This window comes from Streptococcus sp. HMSC076H09 (genome assembly GCF_001811765.1).
Taxonomy (GTDB): Bacteria; Bacillota; Bacilli; order Lactobacillales; family Streptococcaceae; genus Streptococcus; species Streptococcus agalactiae.
In genome coordinates this window covers 26,576-47,444 of sequence record NZ_KV806604.1, presented here as the reverse complement: position 1 = coordinate 47,444, position 20,869 = coordinate 26,576, and the positions used below count along the sequence as shown (strand labels likewise).

At 35.3% G+C, this 20,869-nt stretch carries 23 protein-coding genes; 3 read left to right on the top strand and 20 right to left on the bottom strand.

The window, feature by feature from the left end; all coding sequences use genetic code 11:
• Positions 1-10 precede the first annotated feature (10 nt).
• From HMPREF2818_RS05350 to rpsF, 15 genes are all read right to left on the bottom strand, one after another.
• A complete protein-coding gene (locus HMPREF2818_RS05350; RefSeq protein ID WP_000202156.1) occupies positions 11-442 on the bottom strand; it encodes a hypothetical protein in 432 nt (143 codons plus the stop codon).
• A gap of 14 nt (positions 443-456) precedes the next feature.
• A complete protein-coding gene (locus HMPREF2818_RS10225) occupies positions 457-612 on the bottom strand; it encodes a hypothetical protein (RefSeq protein WP_001867180.1) in 156 nt (51 codons plus the stop codon).
• Positions 613-625: 13 nt separating this feature from the next.
• Positions 626-1,069 (bottom strand): AMP-binding enzyme, encoded by a 444-nt coding sequence (locus HMPREF2818_RS05345; protein ID WP_000213532.1) that lies wholly within the window; start codon positions 1,067-1,069, stop codon positions 626-628.
• 99 nt (positions 1,070-1,168) lie between these two features.
• Positions 1,169-1,984, bottom strand: a complete 816-nt coding sequence (locus tag HMPREF2818_RS05340; RefSeq protein WP_000594428.1) for an AMP-binding protein — start codon at positions 1,982-1,984, stop codon at positions 1,169-1,171.
• A gap of 216 nt (positions 1,985-2,200) precedes the next feature.
• Complete coding sequence (locus HMPREF2818_RS05335) at positions 2,201-2,575, bottom strand: metal-dependent transcriptional regulator (protein ID WP_000555076.1); 375 nt, start codon at positions 2,573-2,575, stop codon at positions 2,201-2,203.
• Positions 2,576-2,622: 47 nt separating this feature from the next.
• On the bottom strand, positions 2,623-3,075 hold the full coding sequence (locus HMPREF2818_RS05330) for a deoxycytidylate deaminase (protein ID WP_001081097.1): 453 nt from the start codon (positions 3,073-3,075) through the stop codon (positions 2,623-2,625).
• Between the two features lie 11 nt (positions 3,076-3,086).
• Positions 3,087-4,154: a M24 family metallopeptidase gene (locus HMPREF2818_RS05325; RefSeq protein ID WP_000505339.1), complete on the bottom strand. Its 1,068-nt coding sequence runs from the start codon at positions 4,152-4,154 to the stop codon at positions 3,087-3,089.
• A gap of 99 nt (positions 4,155-4,253) precedes the next feature.
• The gene (locus HMPREF2818_RS05320; RefSeq protein WP_000584723.1) at positions 4,254-4,970 is read right to left on the bottom strand and encodes a DUF4811 domain-containing protein; all 717 of its coding nucleotides are present in this window, start codon (positions 4,968-4,970) and stop codon (positions 4,254-4,256) included.
• A 1-nt stretch (position 4,971) separates the two neighbouring features.
• The gene (locus HMPREF2818_RS05315) at positions 4,972-6,471 is read right to left on the bottom strand and encodes an MDR family MFS transporter (protein ID WP_000208365.1); all 1,500 of its coding nucleotides are present in this window, start codon (positions 6,469-6,471) and stop codon (positions 4,972-4,974) included.
• A 335-nt stretch (positions 6,472-6,806) separates the two neighbouring features.
• Positions 6,807-9,635 (bottom strand): excinuclease ABC subunit UvrA, encoded by a 2,829-nt coding sequence (gene uvrA / locus HMPREF2818_RS05310; RefSeq protein WP_001152948.1) that lies wholly within the window; start codon positions 9,633-9,635, stop codon positions 6,807-6,809.
• A 131-nt stretch (positions 9,636-9,766) separates the two neighbouring features.
• Positions 9,767-10,438: a DUF1129 domain-containing protein gene (locus HMPREF2818_RS05305; RefSeq protein WP_000174846.1), complete on the bottom strand. Its 672-nt coding sequence runs from the start codon at positions 10,436-10,438 to the stop codon at positions 9,767-9,769.
• A gap of 24 nt (positions 10,439-10,462) precedes the next feature.
• Positions 10,463-11,407: a magnesium transporter CorA family protein gene (locus HMPREF2818_RS05300; protein WP_000812121.1), complete on the bottom strand. Its 945-nt coding sequence runs from the start codon at positions 11,405-11,407 to the stop codon at positions 10,463-10,465.
• 169 nt (positions 11,408-11,576) lie between these two features.
• Positions 11,577-11,816 carry a 30S ribosomal protein S18 gene (gene rpsR, locus HMPREF2818_RS05295; protein ID WP_000068665.1) on the bottom strand — a complete coding sequence of 80 codons (240 nt, stop codon included), beginning with the start codon at positions 11,814-11,816 and terminating at the stop codon, positions 11,577-11,579.
• Positions 11,817-11,860: 44 nt separating this feature from the next.
• Positions 11,861-12,352, bottom strand: coding sequence for a single-stranded DNA-binding protein (locus HMPREF2818_RS05290; protein WP_000609585.1), 492 nt, complete (start codon positions 12,350-12,352; stop codon positions 11,861-11,863).
• Between the two features lie 11 nt (positions 12,353-12,363).
• Positions 12,364-12,651, bottom strand: coding sequence for a 30S ribosomal protein S6 (gene rpsF, locus HMPREF2818_RS05285; RefSeq protein ID WP_001151773.1), 288 nt, complete (start codon positions 12,649-12,651; stop codon positions 12,364-12,366).
• A 1,062-nt stretch (positions 12,652-13,713) separates the two neighbouring features.
• Here rpsF and mutY point away from each other — a divergent pair.
• Both mutY and HMPREF2818_RS05275 read left to right on the top strand, forming a co-directional pair.
• The gene (mutY, locus tag HMPREF2818_RS05280; protein WP_161512068.1) at positions 13,714-14,868 is read left to right on the top strand and encodes an A/G-specific adenine glycosylase; all 1,155 of its coding nucleotides are present in this window, start codon (positions 13,714-13,716) and stop codon (positions 14,866-14,868) included.
• A gap of 176 nt (positions 14,869-15,044) precedes the next feature.
• Complete coding sequence (locus HMPREF2818_RS05275) at positions 15,045-15,638, top strand: helix-turn-helix domain-containing protein (protein WP_000402395.1); 594 nt, start codon at positions 15,045-15,047, stop codon at positions 15,636-15,638.
• Positions 15,639-15,683: 45 nt separating this feature from the next.
• On the opposite strand, the gene trxA is transcribed toward HMPREF2818_RS05275, so the two are convergent.
• From trxA to zapA, 5 genes are all read right to left on the bottom strand, one after another.
• The gene (trxA, locus tag HMPREF2818_RS05270; protein ID WP_001932060.1) at positions 15,684-16,016 is read right to left on the bottom strand and encodes a thioredoxin; all 333 of its coding nucleotides are present in this window, start codon (positions 16,014-16,016) and stop codon (positions 15,684-15,686) included.
• A gap of 62 nt (positions 16,017-16,078) precedes the next feature.
• The gene (locus HMPREF2818_RS05265) at positions 16,079-16,579 is read right to left on the bottom strand and encodes a phosphatase PAP2 family protein (RefSeq protein WP_000446812.1); all 501 of its coding nucleotides are present in this window, start codon (positions 16,577-16,579) and stop codon (positions 16,079-16,081) included.
• Positions 16,580-16,582: 3 nt separating this feature from the next.
• Entirely contained in the window at positions 16,583-18,922 is a 2,340-nt protein-coding gene (locus HMPREF2818_RS05260; RefSeq protein ID WP_001060328.1) for an endonuclease MutS2, read from the bottom strand.
• An 84-nt stretch (positions 18,923-19,006) separates the two neighbouring features.
• On the bottom strand, positions 19,007-19,549 hold the full coding sequence (locus tag HMPREF2818_RS05255) for a CvpA family protein (RefSeq protein WP_000949954.1): 543 nt from the start codon (positions 19,547-19,549) through the stop codon (positions 19,007-19,009).
• A gap of 2 nt (positions 19,550-19,551) precedes the next feature.
• Positions 19,552-19,863, bottom strand: a complete 312-nt coding sequence (zapA, locus tag HMPREF2818_RS05250; protein ID WP_000448289.1) for a cell division protein ZapA — start codon at positions 19,861-19,863, stop codon at positions 19,552-19,554.
• Positions 19,864-19,973: 110 nt separating this feature from the next.
• On the opposite strand from zapA, the gene rnhC reads away from it, so the two are divergent.
• Positions 19,974-20,867, top strand: coding sequence for a ribonuclease HIII (gene rnhC, locus HMPREF2818_RS05245; RefSeq protein ID WP_001092534.1), 894 nt, complete (start codon positions 19,974-19,976; stop codon positions 20,865-20,867).
• The last annotated feature ends 2 nt before the right edge of the window (positions 20,868-20,869 follow it).

Sequence of the window (20,869 nt, the reverse complement as noted above, 5' to 3'; positions counted from 1 at the left end):
AATTTCCTCCTTATATTAAATCTTCCATTTTAATTGCAGTTTTTTTGTAAGGTTGAATGGTATTACTTTGACCCAACTCCCTAGATAATGCTCTCCATGCCTCTATTGCTGAAATCAAATATTGCTGTTCTCTTAAGTCAACTTTTTCTGCCTCGATATTGTTGGTGAAGTCAATCACGGATTTAGATATGGCCTCTACCCAACTTAATTTCATCATATCGTTATATGTTTCTTCAACCTCCTCCGTTATTTCAAATATTTTTAATTCCGAAAACTCATTTTTTTCTAAATTAAATCTGTTATTTTCATCTGTTGGTTTATCTAAACACGGCTCCCATATTATAGGACCGTTTGTCCCGGATAATGTTAAACTTCCTGAATTTGTTGTAAGGGAAATTTTGTGCATTAAGAACATATAATTGTCCGGGTTTTTAGAAGTCATTTGATTTTGAACACTTATGCATATCGGAATATTGTTTGCATAATTTTAATAGAGCTTAATCCTTTTTCTATTAAATTTTCATCTTCAGAAATTACTTCTTCAGCAAATATATCTTTAAGCCAATCTTTTACTAATATTTTGGCATTTTCTTTTACACCGTTAAGTTCCATTTCAAGTTCTCCTCTAAAAATTTTCTTTTAATTTGTTTCTATCTATTTTGCCTAACGCTGTTAACGGCCAACTATCTATATACTTAACCGCATCAGGTAGTTTGAAGTCTGCTACGTTATTTGATATTAAAAATTTCCTTACTTCTTCAAGTGTAAGCCTCTTGCTTTCGCTTTTTAAAATGAATACGGCAATTGCTTCGCCATGTAATTTATCAGGCACTCCTAAAACTTGAACGGAATTTATGCAATCATGTGTTAATAAGATTTCTTCCAATTCGAGTGGTGTAATCTTTTCGCCCGCTCTGTTGATTATCTCTTTAATTCTTCCGGCAATTTGATAATTGCCATCTTTTAATTTTCTCGCTTTATCCACAATGAGTATTTCATCAGGTTCGCTAATTGGCTTACCCTGTGTTTGCCATACGGTTTTTTCGTCATCATCTATGCTCGTTGTCAAAATAAGACCTTCAGCTATACCGAATATTTGTTGTAACTTTACATTAAATGTTTCTTCAATCTTTTCCGCTAACCAAGGCTCTAAAACAGACCCACCGATTTACAATATCTTTAATGATGAAAGATCATAATCTTCATACTGTAAATAATCCATGCAAATATTTGCGATGGCTGGCACAAAACCCGTTATTGTAACCTTTTCTTCCTCTATCAGAGGTAGTATTTCATCAGGACTGGTTACCTCACATACAACAACTTTCCCACCTACAGCAAAAGTTCCGAGAATGCCGGGGCAACACAAAGGAAAATTATGTGCCATCGGCAAGGCTGCTAAGTATATACTGCCTCTATCCATACCGCTTATAATAGATGTTTTCTTTGCTACATACAGATAATCACAGTGCCTTCTCGGAATCAGCTTTGGTATTCTGGTTGTTCCTCCGGATAAAAGAAGTAGTCCTATGTTTTTATAATCAACCTCGGTTTTTTGATAGATATAATTATTATCATTCAATTCAGAAAATTTTTTAAATTCATCTCCTTCACCAAGTATATAAACTTTAAATTCTCTGTCTGACTCTATCTTTATATCTCGTATCATATCAACATAAGAAAAGCCTAGGTACTTATCTTTTGCTATGTATGCCACAGCTTCCGATTTTTCTATTATCCCTTTTAGTTCGTTTTTTCTATGAGCAGGCAAACTCATAATCGGGATAATGCCTACTTTAAACATGGCGAAAGCAATTATTATAAACTCGTGATAATTCGGTAATTGTAAAACTATTTTATCTCCACATTTGAAGCCAGCTTTTAAAAGTCCATTGGCAAAAGAGTTTGACTGCCTATCAATATCCTTGTAAGACAACTCTATGTCTCCGTTTACAACAGCTATGCTATCACCATTTTTTATCATAGTTAACAATATATGTTTCCATCAAATTTCCTCTTTGAATTTTCTAGTTAGGTGCATCTAACCTAAAGGGCAAAAAAATATCCGGTTAGTTCTATCTAACTATATTGTACATATCTGAGAACAAATATCAATACTTTTCTTTGTTTGTTTTTAAATTATCCACAGATAAGGTAGTTTAGATGTACTTTCTAACCTGATATTTCAACTTTACTTTTCTTAAATAATTTTTTTGTCTTGGACAAATTTTTTTATTTTTTTAAAGCTGTCTTCTTTTAAAATGTGTTCTAGAAGACAAGCTATTTCATCTGCTTCTGTTTCGTCAATTCCCATCTTACATAGTAATTTTTTTAAATATAGATGTTTTTCATAAACAAATTCCGCTATTTTTTCTCCCTCAGCGGTCATCCTTATAATCTTATCATCTTCAAAGGTTATATATTGCTGAGTGAGTAATTTATTTACTGCTGAGTTCACCGAAGATTTAGCAACAGACAAGTATTCGGCTACATCAATACTTCTAACACTTTCATTTCTTTGTTGTAAGATATAAATCGCTTCCAAGTAATTTTCTTCTAAAAAAGATCTATGCATTAAGTCACTTCCTCTTAATAAATTTTATATATGCTCTATCTTCCTCTTTACTCTTCCATCCCTAGTGTTACCTCTGGAACATCATGTTGAACATAAGCAACTCCTTTTGCTTCCATAAGTTCAATAGCAAATGGGTGTGGGCGATAATTAGCTTTATAAGTAATTTTCTTAACCCCGGCTTGCAAGAGCGCCTTGGTGCAATTGATACAAGGAAAATGCGTCACATAAATTTCTGTATTATTAGTAGAAATACCTTCTTTAGCACACTGAATAAGGGCATTCATCTCAGCATGAACAGTCCTAATACAGTGACCATCTTCCATATAATGTCCCACTTCGTTACAGTTATCTGTCTCAGAGACTCCTCCGTTATAACCTGTAGCAATGATGCGATTATTTTTGACTAAAACAGCTCCAACAAAAGCACGGTCACAGGTAGAACGTTTAGAAATCAACTCTGCATTTGCCATAAAATAATCTTCCCAAGAAAGTCTATTCATTCTATTTTCCTTTAAAGTACAATTAATTCTTTAGGTGCAGATGTCAATACTTCGCAACCTGTTTCCGTTATTAATAAATCATCTTCAATACGAACACCGTATTTATTATCGAGATATATTCCTGGCTCGTCAGTCACTACCATCCCAGATGCAATCACTCCCTCTGACTTACCAAAATAAGGAATTTCATGAACATCAAGCCCCATACCATGCCCTATACCGTGGGTAAAATGATTACCGTATCCAGAATTTTCAATGACTTGTCGCGCCAAGTAATCATAATCACAACGCTTCATTCCTGATTTTACATTATCAATAATAGCTTGATTACTTTTCAAAACGATATCGTAAATCTCGCGTTCCTGATCAGTGACATGACCGATATGAATCGTACGTGTCATATCACTAACATAGTGCTGATAGTAACAACCAAAATCTAAAGTCAGAGCTTCTCCCGATTGAATAGTCTTCTGACTCGCAACCCCATGTGGCATCGCTGATCGATATCCAGATGCTACAATAAAATCAAATGAAGGACCAGTTGCTCCTAATTCTCTCATGCGAAAGTCTAAAAAATTAGCAACTTGCAATTCAGTTGTTCGATCAGGCTTTATAAAATCCAACACATCTAAAAAAGCTTGGTCCGAAATACGACAGGCTTGACGGATGATCGCAAGTTCTGTTGCATCTTTAATCATACGTAACTTTTCAACAACAGATGGAGCTTCTATCAAGCGATAATCTTCAAAAACTTCCACCATATGTTTGTACATATGATAAGAGATATCAGTTTCAAAACCAATCGCCATCAAGGCGTCATCTCGAATAATTTTCAAAATAGCCGCAAGTGGTTCTCTGCTAATGATAATATCAAACTCTCTTACAGTATTCTTTGCTATCAAGGCATATCGTGAATCTGTAACAAAAATCCGGTGTTTTGGACTAATGAGTACCGTTGCATTAGTTCCTGAAAAACCAGTCAAATAAAAAATATTTGTTAAATTCGTTATTAAGAGTGCGTCACATGATAATTGTGAAATTGCTGTTTGACATCTAGTTAGACGTTGTTCAAAACCCATAAGAAACCTCGCTATTCTAACCTTAATTAGATTAATTTTATCATCTTTTAAGACATTTAGCTATAAGAAAAGCAACTCATTTCAGTTGCTTTTACTTTACTATTCTTTTATATTAAGAGCTTCTTTTAATGCTTTAACTTGCATCTCAGCATAAGCTTCTGGATTTGTCTTAGCTAATGTCTTTATCTCCATAGCTTTCACTGGGTTTACTTTTGCTTGCAAAGTCATCTGTTCTTTTAGTTTAGCCGCAGCTGATTCTAAGTGTTCGGACTGCTCTTTAGTCAAAACTAGCCAAGTTTTTCGTGGTATTTTAGCAACTGATTTCTGAGAAATCAATTCTCCATTTTCACCTGCAAAGCCATAAAGTAGTTTCGAAAGACTATCTTTCCACACATAACGTTTAGTCTTTGTTGTTACTGTGGCTTTTTTCACATCAGCTAATTGGTAGCTAGCAGATTTTTTCACAGCACTTGTCACTTCTTTTGTATTTGGAACAAAGTGAGCTTTTGCTTCTTTTTGATTTAAATCTGTTCGATAAACTAAAACATTATTACTCGAATGAGTACCAATCTCTTTATAAATCATGAGACCAAATGGAGCGTTACTATCACCCGCACTATAAATCTCACGTGTCTTTGTCTTAGTTTCAATAGTCATACCTGTATGATTAACAAAGTGATCCGTTAACATCCAAACTGAGGCAAATAACAAAGCTAATGAGAGAAGACCTAGAATATACCGTAGAGCTTTTGGACGAATCAACATCCATGTGACAAATGTCAAAATAGTTGCCAGTGCAATAATCAAAATAATCATGCTATACCTCCTTTTCCGTCTCAATAATTTTCCCTTTTCTCAGGAAAAGAGATACCAGTAAACCAAGAACCGCAAATACAAAACCAATGGCAAAAGAAACATGGAAGCCATCAAGACTAGCATTCAACATCTGATTTGCATATTTTAAAGGATTCATTGTTAGCAAATCTTTTGATGGTTTATTGTTGGTGATAATATTTTGAGCAACACTTGAAAGCAATGCAACTACAACTGCTGAAGCAATTTGACGAGCAGTATTATTAGCTGCTGTTCCATGTGCTGCCTCATGTGGTGGAAGTGCGCTCATCGCACTTGCTGTCAATGGCATCATAACCATAGCAATACCAAACATACGTACTGCATATAAGAGGGTAATAAAATGATCTGGTGTTGTAGTCGTTAAGAAAACAAAAGGTAACGTCGCTACACCTAGTATGGTAAAACCAATCATAGCCATACGTCTTGCACCAACTTTATCATATACAGCTCCAGAAATTGGACTAACTATCCCCATCATCAAGGCACCTGGTAATAAAGCTAAACCAGAATCAAGTGCAGAGAGACCATGAACATTTTGCAAGTAAAGCGGTAGCATCATTTCAACACCCATCATCGCCATCATTGAAAGTGCAATAGCTGCTGTTGTTACTGAGAATTGTTTATTTTTGAAAACACGGATATCTAAGAACGGTGTTTCTAGTTTTAATTGACGATGAATGAATAAGGCGATAAAAATAATACCAACCATAATAGGAGAAATAACATATCCAATATCTCCCCATCCATAAGTTGCCACATTTGTGAAGCCCCACAAAAAACTACCAAAACCAATTATTGAAAGAATAAGGGAAGGCACTTCCAATTTAACTGACTTATTATCAACCACATCTTTTAGAACAAAGGGGGATAAAATTGTAGTGACCGTTAAAATTAGTAAAGGAAGAAGGAAAATTGCACGCCATGTCAAATCATGCCCTGCAAAATGAAATTCTTGTTTTAAAATCCACCCTGCTAATGTAGGCCCAATAGCTGGGGCAAGACCAACCACCAAACCATTAAGTCCCATAGCGGCACCACGCTGCTCTGGAGGAAAAACATTCACCATAACAACCTGCATCAAAGGCATAGAAATCCCTACAGAAATCGCTTGAATAATACGTCCTACTAAAAAAAGGTTCCAGTTAGATGTAGGTGCTAACGTCGTCATTAACAGTCCAATAAGTAAAACAACGTAGGATGTCACATACAACCATTTTGTTGAAAAACGTGTCGCTAAATAAGCTGAAACAGGAATCATAATCCCATTCGCTAATAAAAACCATGTTGTTGCTTGTTGAGCCGTTGACAACGAAATGTTAAAGCTATTCATCAAAGTTGGGATAGCCGTTCCCAAACTTGTCTGATTTAACACCCCTGCAAATGTAGCAATCAACAATAAGGTGATCATGGCTGTACGATTATATGGTTTGCCATGAATATCATGTTTTGCTTTTGTAGTCATTTTATCTCCAATCTCTATTTCTGATTTTAACTAATATCTTTTAAGAATAACAAATAGGTCTTATAAGGTTATTTTTTGATTTTTTAATCAATAAATAATATTATTTTCTGAAAAAATCATTATTTTAGTTATCGTGAGAACTATTTTATAATAGCTAAATTTTATTGTCAAGAAAAAGATTCTCATAGAAACTATTTTTTTCAAAACATCATTATTTCCTTTTTCTAAAATATCTCCCCACTATTTTTCCTAATAAAGCGTTCTCCATTTAATGACTTCTACGCAATGTTAGCTTACAAAAAGGAACTGAGTAATATTACTCAGCTCCCAATAAACTATCTTGCTAACTTCTCTTTTAAATAATATCCTGTATAGGATTTAGGATTTTCAGCAACTTCTTCTGGTGTTCCGATAGCTACAATTTGTCCGCCACCAATACCTCCTTCAGGGCCGAGATCAATAATGTGGTCAGCAGTTTTAATAACATCAAGGTTATGCTCAATAACAAGCACTGTATTACCATCATCTACAAAACGATCCAAAACCTTAAGTAAGCGAGCAATATCATCTGCATGAAGCCCCGTTGTTGGTTCGTCTAATATGTAAAGACTCTTACCTGTCGAACGCTTATGTAATTCACTTGCCAACTTCATTCGCTGAGCTTCTCCTCCTGATAAGGTTGTAGCTGGTTGCCCCAAAGTGACATATCCCAAACCAACATCCTTAATAGTCTGTAACTTACGAGCAATTTTAGGAATAGCTGCAAAAAATGTAACTGCATCATTCACTGTCATATCAAGAATTTGTGCAATATTTTTTTCTTTGTAATGTACTTCCAGAGTCTCACTATTATAGCGCGTGCCGTGGCATACTTCACAAGGAACGTAAACATCTGGTAAAAAATGCATCTCAATTTTGATGATACCATCACCAGAACAAGACTCACAACGTCCACCTTTGACGTTAAATGAGAAGCGTCCTTTTTTATAACCTCGAATTTTTGCCTCATTAGTTTGAGCAAAAAGATCACGAATATCATCAAAAACACCTGTATAGGTTGCGGGATTAGAACGTGGGGTCCGACCAATTGGACTTTGGTCAATATCAATCAATCGATCAACATATTCAATGCCTTCTAAAGAAACATATTTACCTGGTTTATCTGAGTTACGGTTAAGCTTCTGCGCAACAGCTTTTTTCAAAATACTATTAATTAAGGTTGATTTTCCAGAACCTGAGACACCAGTTACGGCAATAAATTTACCGAGAGGGAACTTGACATCTAAATTTTGTAGGTTGTTTTCTGCCGCACCTTTGATTTCTAAAAAGCGACCATTGCCTACTCTTCGTTCAGATGGCACAGGAATCACTTTCTTACCTGACAAATATTGTCCTGTAATAGATTTAGTATTTTTAGCTACTTGCTTCGGTGTGCCAGAGGCCACAATCTCACCACCAAACGCACCAGCGCCAGGTCCCACATCGATTAACCAATCAGCTGCCATCATTGTATCTTCATCATGTTCAACAACAATAAGCGTATTACCCAAATCACGCATTTTCTTAAGACTATCAATCAAACGGTCATTGTCTCGCTGATGAAGTCCAATGGACGGTTCATCAAGTACATAAAGGACACCTGATAAATTAGACCCAATTTGAGTAGCCAAACGAATACGTTGACTCTCGCCCCCGGAAAGCGTTCCTGCAGAACGTGACAGATTTAAATAATTAAGCCCAACATTATTTAAGAAACTTAGGCGGTCATGAATTTCTTTGATAATTGGTCGAGCAATTAATTGTTCATTTGAAGATAAACGCAACGTTTCTAAAAGTTCTAAATGGTCTGCTATCGATAAATCTGAGACTTGCCCAATATTAAGACCTTCTTCTCCCCCAACTCTTACGCAAAGTGCTTGATCATTGAGACGATAGCCATGACAAGTGTTACATTTTAGCTCGTTCATATATTCTCGCATAACATTGCGTGTGTAATCGCTATTAGTTTCATGGTAACGACGATTAATATTATTGACAACCCCTTCAAAAGGCAAATCAATATTTCTCTCGCCTCCAAAATCGTTAATATAATGGAAATGGAACTCTCGTTCGCCTGAACCATATAGGGCTAGGTCCTGCTCCGCCTTGCTTAATTTTTCAAATGGCGTATCCATATCAACACCAAATTGAGTCATAGCTTGCTCTAGCATCGTTGGATAATAATTTGATGAAATTGGATTCCAAGGAACTAAGGCCCCTTCTCTAAGGGTCTTGCTTTTATCTGGAATAACCAAATCTATATCCACTTCTAACTTAATTCCTAAGCCATCACAGGTCGTACAAGAACCAAAGGGAGCATTAAAAGAAAAAAGGCGTGGCTCTAATTCAGGAACAGTAAAACCACATTCAGGACAAGAATAATGCTCTGAAAACAATAACTCATTGCCATCCATTGTATCAATAACGACATAACCATCCGACAAACGTAGAGCCGCTTCAACGGAATCAAATAAGCGGGAACGAATGCCCTCTTTATTAATTAATCGATCTACTACAATATCAATATTGTGCATCTTACTTTTTGATAATTCAGGCACCTCAGTAACATCGTGAATATCACCATCAATACGAACACGAACGTAACCATCTTTTTGTATTTTCTCAAATGTTGATTTGTGTTGTCCTTTTTTTCGACGTATAATTGGGGCTAAAATTTGCATCTTTGTTCGCTCTGGAAGCGCTAGTACCTTATCCACAATTTGCTCTACAGAAGATGCTGTGATGGCTCCGTGACCATTGATACAATATGGGGTTCCAACACGAGCATAAAGCAAACGTAAATAATCGTTAATTTCTGTTACAGTCCCAACAGTAGAGCGAGGATTCTTACTTGTTGTTTTCTGATCAATAGAAATAGCTGGACTAAGGCCATCAATAGAATCTACATCAGGCTTTTCCATATTTCCCAAAAATTGGCGCGCGTAAGCAGAAAGACTTTCAACGTAACGACGTTGTCCTTCTGCATAGATAGTGTCAAAGGCCAAACTAGACTTACCTGATCCTGATAGTCCCGTAACGACAACTAACTTGTCTCGTGGGATGTCGACACTTATATTTTTTAAATTGTGAGCTCTTGCTCCTCTTATCATTAATTTATCTTGCATAATGTTGTGCCTCAGCACTCCTTTTTGAATAGTGTTGACTTATTATATCAAATTTTAATAAAGTCAGTATTTTTTTAGTTTTAAATTTCATAGAAAAAAGAGATGAACTAATACGTTCATACTCTTTGTTATTATCTTCTTTGTTGTGGTGCCACTGGTGCCATTGAGCTTTGAATATTATATTTACGTTGTAAATAAAAGCGCAAACCAAACGATGCTAAAGCAATAATAAACAAAACAACCTCAGGAAGTTTAGGATTAATAGTTGCAGGTAGAAGAGGTACTACTGCAAATAAGGCAAACCAAACTAACATAACTAGTGCCAGTACTGCGAAAGATTTAAGCCAGCCTGGTCTTTCAGATTTTGGTTTACCCATATGGCGATAAATATAGTAATAAGTAACGTACATGGCCGCACCACCACCAAAACCAAGAGTTAAAATTGAAATAAGCCCTGTATTGACATTAGATTGACCAAATAGCAACATTAAACCATTCAAAGCAGTTACTAAGCCAAGAAATAGTAAGGAAGTATCTAACCACATCAACCAAGGATTGGTATTTTTTTGTACAGATACTCTAGCTTTATCCTCAGGTCGCTCAGTGAATGAGGCTGCCCAAGTAGTTGGTGCTCCTAAGAGTGAGCGTGCGGTAATTCCTTTTTTCTGATTATCTATAATCTCTGGGAGATGTTCTTCTAAAATAGCTTTGATTTCTGCATCTGATTTTCCATCAGCTAAAAGTTGATTAGTTGCAATATGAACAAACTCTTGATTCTTTTTAGTTAAGTCTTGTAAAGTCATGTGAACTCCTTGATTAATATACTATTAAAACCATTTTTTACGAATAAAATAAAATACAACAAATGAACTCATCAAAAAGGCCAAAAGGACAACATAGATAAAGCCATGTGCGAGACCATTCAAAGGCATCCAATTATTTTGAAAGTTCATCCCATACGCCGAAAAAATAACCGTTGGAATATCCAATGTCATGGTTACTAGGGCTAAGGTTTTCATAATGGTATTTTGATTATTACCGATGATTGAAGCAGTCGTTTCTGTCATGGCATTTAAGACATTTTCATAGATATTTGCCATTTCAATAGCCTGCTGAGTTTCGATCAATGTATCTTCAAGCAGATCTTCATCTTCAATGTATTTTTTTAAACTACTGGTACTACTGGTCAATTTTTTGACGATTCGCTCATTAAATTTTAAAGAGGCCTTTAGATAGACAATAGATTTTTCCAATTCCATCATGTCGATCAATTGCTCATTTCGAGTTGCACTCTCTAGTTGTGCTTCAATTTTATCGCTCTGCCTATCAATAGTACGCAAAGCCTGTAAGTATAATTCGGCATTGCGATAAAGCAATTGGAAAACAAAACGTGTCTTCATAAAGGTATAAAAATTTTTGACACGTCGTCTATAAAAGTGATCAAACAGCGTCAAATGTTCTAGGCAAGTAGTAATAACAGCGTTGTCAGTAACGATAATGCCCATAGGAATAGTCATATAATAACTTTTGTTATTGCGTTCTTCATAGGTAGGAACGTCAACAATAACTAAAGTATAATCATCTTCAACCGAGATACGGGAAGTTTCTTCCACATCGAGGGGAGCACGTAAATCATCAATATCAATACCAAATTGATCAGCTACTTGTTCGGATTCTTCCTGGGAGGGATTAACCAGATTTATCCAAGCACCTGGCTCGAATGTTTCAATTTCTTTAAATTCAATTGCCGTTGAAAGAAACATTTGCTTCATGGCGATTCCTCCTTTGTTATAAAAAATCCATACCTTAGTATTATACAGGAAAACCATTTGTTTTGCACGGTTAATACGGTGGTATCCTAAATTTTTCTATTATTTGACTCGTAAATACCAATAATAATGGTAAAAAGAATAAAAAAATAGCCGCTAGGGCTATTTTATATTAATCTTCATTTACGTAAGGCATAAGAGCCATAACACGAGCACGTTTGATTGCTGTTGTTACTTTACGTTGGTTTTTAGCTGAAGTTCCTGTTACACGACGTGGTAAAATTTTTCCACGTTCTGAAACGAAACGGCTAAGAAGCTCTGTATCTTTGTAATCAACATATTCAATCTTGTTAGCTGCGATATAATCAACTTTTTTACGGCGTTTGAATCCGCCACGACGTTGTTGAGCCATGTTTATTTCTCCTTTATAGTTTTAAATTCTGTCCATCTATTATATTAGAATGGTAGATCATCATCTGAAATATCCATTGGATTTGAGTTACCAAACGGACTCTCATCACGACTAAAATTAGGTGTTTGTTGAGAAGAAGCTGAATAACTATTATTTGACGGAGCATTGTTATAGCCACCATTATTATAAGAGTTAGGTGAACCACCTTCTCGTGTAGCACGACTTTCCAATAATTGGAAACTTTCCGCAACAACTTCTGTTACATAGACACGTTGACCTTGTTGGTTTTCATAATTACGTGTTTGGATACGACCTGTAATTCCAACCAAAGCACCTTTTTTTGCCCAGTTAGCCAAGTTTTCAGCTTGTTGGCGCCAAATAACACAGTTAATAAAATCAGCCTCACGTTCGCCAGATTGATTTTTAAAATTACGATTAACTGCAAGTGAAAAAGTGGCTACCGCTTGATTACTTGGTGTATAACGAAGTTCTGCATCACGGGTCATGCGACCTACAAGTACTACATTATTAATCATAAACTACCTTCTTAGTCTACTTTAACGATCATGTGACGAAGAATGTCACCGTTGATTTTTGAAAGACGGTCAAACTCATTAAGAGCTACTGCATCTTCAGCTTCAACGTTAACGATATGGTAAAGTCCTTCAGTGAAATCTTGGATTTCGTATGCAAGACGACGTTTTTCCCAATCTTTTGATTCAACAACAGTTGCACCGTTGTCAGATAAGATAGAATCAAAACGTGCTACCAAAGCGTTTTTAGCTTCTTCCTCAATGTTTGGACGAATAATATAAAGAATTTCGTATTTAGCCATTGATATGTTCCTCCTTTTGGTCTAATGACTCATGAATTTTTCATGAGTAAGTGAGGTTATGCTCACAAGATATTATTATAGTAGAAATAAGTTAATAATGCAAGGTTTTTATGTTTTTATTTCCCTGATATCATTTAAAAACATTTTTATTTTTCTTTATTGAAATGTGCCTTATATCAAACCTATGTAGCCATTTTCTTTTACTGACTTATGTTCAATCCCCATTCTATAATTCAATTAAAAAATAAAAAGGCGAGGTTTACACCTCACCTTCAACATATTATTTAAAGAATTCTTTATTGGTTTAAGTTTTCGTTGGAGAAAAATTCAGTGTCTCCGATTTTATATTTTTAAATATTAAAATACTATTTAGGGAGTCCCTCTTTATTTTTTATTACCTTTGGTAACACCAAAACATACACGAACTTTTATTCATATGTGTTACCATTTTACATCTTTCATATTGAGATATTTGATTAGCAATACCTCCTTGACTAACAAAAATTACTAACACATCTAGGGGTATACCCTAGTTTATATTTGTTCATGATTACCTCAAGCGAGCATGCGCTAATGGTAATGAACTATTACCACATTGTCTGTCTTCCTTAAATTATATAAGGACTTATGTGTCACCGTTACTGTAGCGACCTACATCTAAACCCAACATAAGTGCCCCTCCAACTATTTCTAGGAAATGAAGAAAACTTCAAATCCTTGTGACTGTTTGCAACATCAATGCATTGATAACAATTTTAGTGTATCGCCATTCTTATAGCGACCCATATTAAAAATTAACATAAGCGCTACCTCCATTAACTAAAGTTAGCTTGCCTACCAATCTTTCTTTTGGAGACTAGTCTCCATTCTTATACCTAGAGATATTGTAATAGATCATGGATAACCTCCTTGATTTAAACTTTATCTTTATAATTTAATTATAGTGTAAACGCTTCCTTAAGTCAAGAAAAAAATATTGATGCAACATTTTTCTTCATCATTAATTACGATCTAGTCAACATACCTCTTTGTTAAATCCTCTTTCTTTGATACAATTAATCTATGATAGATTTAAAAGACTATGGAATTGAGATGTGGCCTGAAGATAGAATCGCTTCTTTTCGTCGCACACTTTTAGGGTGGTATGACCAAGAAAAACGTGATCTCCCTTGGCGAAGAACTACTAATCCATACTATATTTGGGTTTCTGAAATCATGTTGCAACAAACACAAGTTAATACAGTAATCCCTTATTATAAACGTTTTCTAGAGTGGTTTCCTCAAATAAAAGATTTGGCAGACGCTCCTGAAGAACAATTACTAAAGGCATGGGAGGGACTAGGTTATTATTCTCGGGTGCGTAATATGCAAAAGGCTGCACAGCAAGTGATGGTTGATTTTGGTGGCATATTTCCTCACACTTATGATGATATTGCTTCATTAAAAGGGATTGGTCCTTATACTGCAGGTGCTATCGCCAGCATCTCATTCAACTTACCAGAGCCTGCCGTTGATGGCAATGTGATGCGTGTCATGGCTCGTTTGTTTGAAGTTAATTATGACATCGGTGACCCTAAAAATCGTAAAATTTTTCAAGCTATTATGGAAATACTAATTGACCCTGACAGACCCGGTGATTTTAACCAAGCACTTATGGATCTGGGTACAGACATCGAATCCGCTAAGACACCTAGACCTGATGAAAGCCCTATTCGTTTCTTTAATGCTGCTTATTTGAATGGTACTTATAGTAAATATCCCATAAAAAATCCTAAGAAAAAGCCTAAACCAATGCGAATTCAGGCTTTTGTCATTCGTAACCAAAATGGCCAATATCTACTGGAGAAAAATACTAAAGGGAGACTTCTAGGGGGTTTTTGGTCATTTCCTATTATCGAAACGTCACCTCTTTCTCAACAATTAGATTTATTTGATGACAATCAATCCAACCCCATAATCTGGCAAACCCAAAATGAAACTTTCCAAAGAGAATATCAATTAAAGCCCCAATGGACTGATAATCACTTTCCCAATATTAAGCACACTTTTAGTCACCAGAAGTGGACAATAGAACTCATAGAGGGGGTGGTCAAAGCAACAGATTTACCTAATGCTCCTCACCTAAAGTGGGCAGCAATTGAGGACTTTTCTCTGTATCCCTTTGCAACGCCACAAAAGAAAATGCTGGAGACCTACTTAAAACAGAAAAATGCTTAATCGCAAGTGAACTATGACGGTTCACTTTTTGTTTACAATTCCTTTACGCCGCTGTAAAGTTTTCCTCAGATTATCTTTTAATACCCTATAAATAGTGGTCTATCCCTAATGTCAAATACATTTGATAGACCCGTTAGCTTATCATTCTTATACTAATATTATGAAAGGAGATATTTATGGAAATTGGTCAGCAAATTATTCGCTACCGTAAACAACAAGCGCTCTCTCAAGAAGAATTAGCCGAGAAAGTCTATGTAAGCCGTCAGAGCATATCTAACTGGGAAAATGACAAAACCTACCCAGACATCTATAGCCTCTTACTCCTAAGTCAAATTTTTCAAGTGAGCTTAGACCAACTAATTAAAGGAGACATTGAGAAAATGAAATATACCATCACTCAGGTTGATAAAAAGAATTTTGAACGAGATACCAAAGTAATGGTAACATTGATGATACTATTAATGATTTCAAGTTATCCATTAGTCTATTTCTTAGAGTGGCTAGGACTTGGCATTTTTGTTTTATTATCGATAATTACTATGACTTATGCTAATCGTGTGGAACGTTTTAAGAAAAAATATGATGTGCAAACTTATAAGGAAATCCTAGCTGTTTCAAGTGGAAAATTATTAGACGAAATCGAAAAACGGGAAGAAAGAGCAAAACTTCCTTATCAGAAACCCCTTATTGTCACTGTATTTTTCCTCATTACTGTTGCCACCTTTTTTGCAAGTCGTTTTATTTTTACATGGTTGTTCCATTTAAGTTAGTAGATAATAAAATAAAGCTCAGCGTGACGCTGGGCTTTATTTTATTTAACTCAATTCAGCAATAATAGCTTTCAGTTGGTCTTTAGTATGAACACCTGCAACTTGTTTAACCACTTCTCCGTCTTTTTTAAACATCAATGTTGGAATTGACATAATACCAAACTGACGGGCAGTTTCCGGATTTTCATCAACATCCATTTTCAAAATTTTGAGTTCATCTTCATCGATTTCTTGAGATAACTGTTCTAAGATTGGTGCTTGCATACGACATGGACCACACCAAGTTGCCCAAAAATCAATGAGTACTAAACCTTCTTTAGTTTCTTCTACAAACGTAGCATCTGTTACTTCTAATGCCATCTTTTTTCTCCATTTCATCTTAATGATAAGCCTATTGTACAAGAATTTAGTTGTTTTTGAAACTATTTGCTACGAACTCGCTAAATAAATAAACAAAGCCCTAAAATCAAGCCAATAAGGTAACCTACAATAACATCCTTAGGATAGTGAATACCTGCTATCACACGGCAAATTGCCAATAGAACCGATAATATTAAACAAACTATTCCAAAGTAAACATAATATCGTAACAAACACATACTAATCATCGTAGCTGAAAAAACATGTCTGCTAGGCATTGACCTTCCCTCAGTATCCTTATAAATTAAAGGTTTAATATTCCATTTTTCATATGGTCGTGGAAAATCAAGGCGTTTCCTAATGTAAGACAAAGCTATAAAGCCAACAGCAGGGATAATTAATAGCCTTAACCATAATTGAAATGTCATCCCTTGCCAAAGAGTAAATATCAGAAAAGATGGATAGAGTATGTACATCATTCCTGTGACTATTTTTAGTAAAAAATTTAAAAGAATTATTAACTGTGGGGATTTTCTAAAAGGTTGAGATAGTTTGGCATAAAATTGTTCATATGATTCCATAATTTACCCTAACGTTACAATTGTGGCGCCAGATCCCCCTGCATTTTGTGGGGCATAAGCAAAATGCTTAACGTGCTTATTACGACGAAGATATTTTGTCACTCCCTCACGGATAACGCCTGTACCAATACCATGAATGATATCAACTTGTCCCATGTTGTTAAGCAATGCTTGATCAATAAAATTATCTAACTCTTGCATAGCTTCTTCGTATCTTTTACCTCTAAGATCAAGTCGAGCTCTTGGTCCAGAACTATCAGCTTTTTTAACCACATTAATCTGTTTACTTTTGACTTTCTGTTCTTCTTGGACTCTAACAAGGGTAAATTCATCTTGTGTTAATGTCATTTTGATAATTCCCACTTGTGCTTCCCAACGTCCATCTTTTAATTGACTAGTTAAGGTACCTCGCTGTCCATAGCTAGTCACTATAATATCATCACCAATTCTAGGAGCACGAGCTGCTTTGATTTTTTTAGCCTTATTTAAGACTTTATTTTTTGATAAATCAACTTGAGGTGCTAATTTTTTTATTTGTGCCTTAGCATCTATAATTTCGTGAGGTTTTAATTGGCTCTTATCATTGAGTTTTTTTAAGATAGTATCACTCTCATTCAAAGCCATATCTACAATTTCTTGAGCTTCTTGATAGATTTTTTCTAACTCTTTATCGCGCTCATGCGAAAATTCATTATAGAGTTTCTTAACCGCACGATTGAATTTGAGGTTTTCTTGTTCAATTTCTTTAATATGATCCAGTCTTCTACGTGTCTCAAGTGTCTGTGCCTCTAACTGTTCAATAATACGGTTAACATCTGAGTCAGAATCTGTCATCTGCTTAGCTTGTTTAACAATAAATGGAGCTAAACCAAGGCGAGAAGCAATTTCAAATGCATTTGATCGTCCAGGAACTCCTTGCATAAAGCGATACGTAGGGCTAAGCGTTTCGGCATCAAATTCCATGCTCGCATTCTCTACAAAATTTGTCTCAATCCCATAAGCTTTTAATTCTGGATAGTGCGTGGTCGCCATCGTTTTGATATTACTTAACCTAAGGTGTTCTAAAATAGCCATAGCCAAACTAGCACCTTCTTGAGGATCCGTTCCTGCTCCCAGTTCATCAAAGAGAACTAAACTATTGTGGTCAGCCTCGTTTAAAATACTAACTATGTGCGTCATATGACTAGAAAAGGTTGATAGACTTTGTTCAATAGATTGCTCATCGCCAATATCTGCAAAGATATTGTTAAATACTGCAATTTTACTACCTTTATCCGCTAATACTGGCAAACCAGACTGTCCCATTAATTGTGCTAAACCGAGTGTTTTTAGCATAATCGTCTTACCACCAGTATTGGGACCAGTGATGACAATTGCAGTTAAATCTTGATCAAAATGTAAGTCATTAGCCACAGGGTTACTTAACAGAGGATGACGAACATTGATTAATGCTAACGTGCTGTCATTAGAAATCTCAGGTATCGTCGCCTTATTATCAGACATAAAAAGATATTTAGCCCTTACAAAATCAAGATGCCCAAGAATCCATGCATTATTTCTAATAGTGGCGACATGGGGTCTTAACAAGTCTGAAAATGCGTGTAAAATACGACTTTCTTCATGACGTTCGTCAGCTCTAAGCTGCGTTATCTCTTCGTTTAGTGTAACTACAGCACGAGGCTCAATATAAACAGTACTTCCTGAAGAAGAGATGTCATGAACCACACCAGAAATACGATTCCGATAAGTATTTTTTACTGGTAGGACACTTCGTCCACTACGACTAGCGATTAGATTCTCTGATAAAAGCTCTGCTTTTTCCTTAAGCATATCCTGTAAAATCTGACGAACCCGTCGTTCACTGTTTGTTAATTGACGACGGATACGCTCTAATTCTGGACTCGCAAAATGTTCTAAAAAACCACCATCATTGATAGCTTGAAAAGACCCTTGCAGATTAGGGAATTGTTCCAAATTTTCAAACAAACGATCCAAAGATTGGAAAGAAACATTATCCAAATCAGAATAAAAGTGAATCATATCCGAAGAACTCTGTAAAACTTTTTTGATAACCAAAAGTTCTTGAATATTAAGATCAGCTGAAAGCTCTAAGCGTTTTAAACTCTCAGAGATTGAACTTAGGCTGACTATGCCAAATGAGTGATGTTCAACAAAAATCTGTTCCATGTCAGAAATTTCATTAAAACTTTTTTCTATTTTAGGAGCCTCCGTCATCGGCTCCAGCTCTGATAATTCTTCTTGTGATTGTTCTGTCTTGAGATAAGGTAATATCAATTCCTTAACTTTGTTAAATTCTAACTGTTCTAAAATCTTGTTATTCATACTCTTCATTATACCTAAATTTATCACAAAATGACAACGTTAAAAAGGTTGGAACTCTTACTCCAACCTTACTAAACATTCTATTCAAAGACCTACCGCCCAAGTCCTTACCAAAAACTGAGAGAAGAATGGTAAGTCGTTAATTAAAAATCTAACAAACAGACTATTCCATAACTTTTCTTGAACAAATGACATAGGGACTGTTGCCAGAATAGTCAAACACATACTCATAAATAAGAGACAAACCAGAACGGCTAAAAAACCACTAATAATATTATTTTGTAAGCTATCAAAATGTTCAACTGGTGCTAAATGTAGTAAAACACCTAGCAAGCGACCTACTAAGTAAGATAAACTGTAGATAAAAACAAAGGCAACACCTGCATAATAAACATGACTCAATTGAAATTTGCTAATATCTTTAAAAAAGTAAACTTCTACTCCTTGTACAGGATTAGAATACGGTACCCATAACGTAATCTGACTAGCTAATTCTTGGTAAAATTGACTAGCAATCATCAAAGATACCATTGACATTAACACGTAAAAGACTTGTAAAAAAATACCTCTACTGTAGCCAATATAAAAATGCCAAATAACAATAATCAGCAAAAGCAATGATAGCATGATTAATCCTCACTCACTTTTTCTTTAATGTCCGAAATCGTTTTGGAGCGTAACTTATTGAGCTCATCTTCCATTTTTTCAATGTCAATTTCTCGACTTAGTTGCACTGATAAAGCATTAATTGCCATGAGAATAGCAATCGTTTCATTATCAGCATTAGGTAATTTTTCTTTAATAGCTTCATACTTTTCTGTAGCTACACGCTCAATCTCTTCCATAAAAAGGTTGTCTTTATCTGTCGTCAATGTGAGAGGCTTATCTCCAAAGACAAATTTATAACGATTTTTCTGACTATTATTTATTTTTGTTTCCATACTATACCTCTGCTAGCATTATACCGTAAAATAGGGCTTTCGTAAAATTCTACCCCTTATCATTACTTGTCTATTCCCTTATTCCTCTTTTTTATGATAGAATATTGTCTATGAACACAATCGTCATGCAAGCAGATAAAAAATTGCAAGAAAAGATAAGAACCGATTTAGCTCAACATCATATAAGTAATAATAATCCTTATGTGGTATTTTCAGCTAAAATATCAGGAACTACTGTTCTTTTATATACTTCTGGAAAACTTGTCTTCCAGGGTTCTAACGCTTCACATATCGCCCAAAAGTATGGTTATATTGAGCAAAAAGAAAGTTGTTCCTCTGAGACTCAAGATATTCCCATAATTGGTACTGATGAAGTGGGAAATGGCTCTTACTTTGGTGGACTGGCAGTGGTAGCTAGTTTTGTAACTCCTAAGGACCATGCTTACCTCAAAAAATTAGGTGTTGGTGATTCAAAAACACTTACTGATCAAAAAATTAAGCAAATCGCACCTCTTTTGGAAAAAGCAATTCCACACAAAGCATTATTGTTATCGCCTCAAAAATATAATCAAGTGGTTGGTCCAAATAACAAACATAATGCTGTCTCCGTAAAAGTTGCTTTGCACAACCAAGCTATCTTCCTTCTTCTTCAAGATGGTTTTGAACCAGAAAAAATCGTTATTGATGCTTTTACTAGCTCCAAAAACTATCAAAACTATTTGAAAAATGAAAAGAATCAATTTAAACAAACGATTACTCTGGAAGAAAAAGCTGAAAATAAATATCTAGCTGTAGCGGTCAGTTCTATTATTGCACGTAATCTATTCTTAGAAAATCTTAACAAATTAAGCGACGACGTAGGATATAAACTTCCAAGTGGAGCTGGTCACCAATCTGATAAGGTCGCTAGCCAATTACTCAAAGCTTATGGTATCTCTTCGCTTGAACACTGCGCAAAACTTCATTTTGCCAACACCAAAAAAGCACAAGCATTATTAAAATAAAT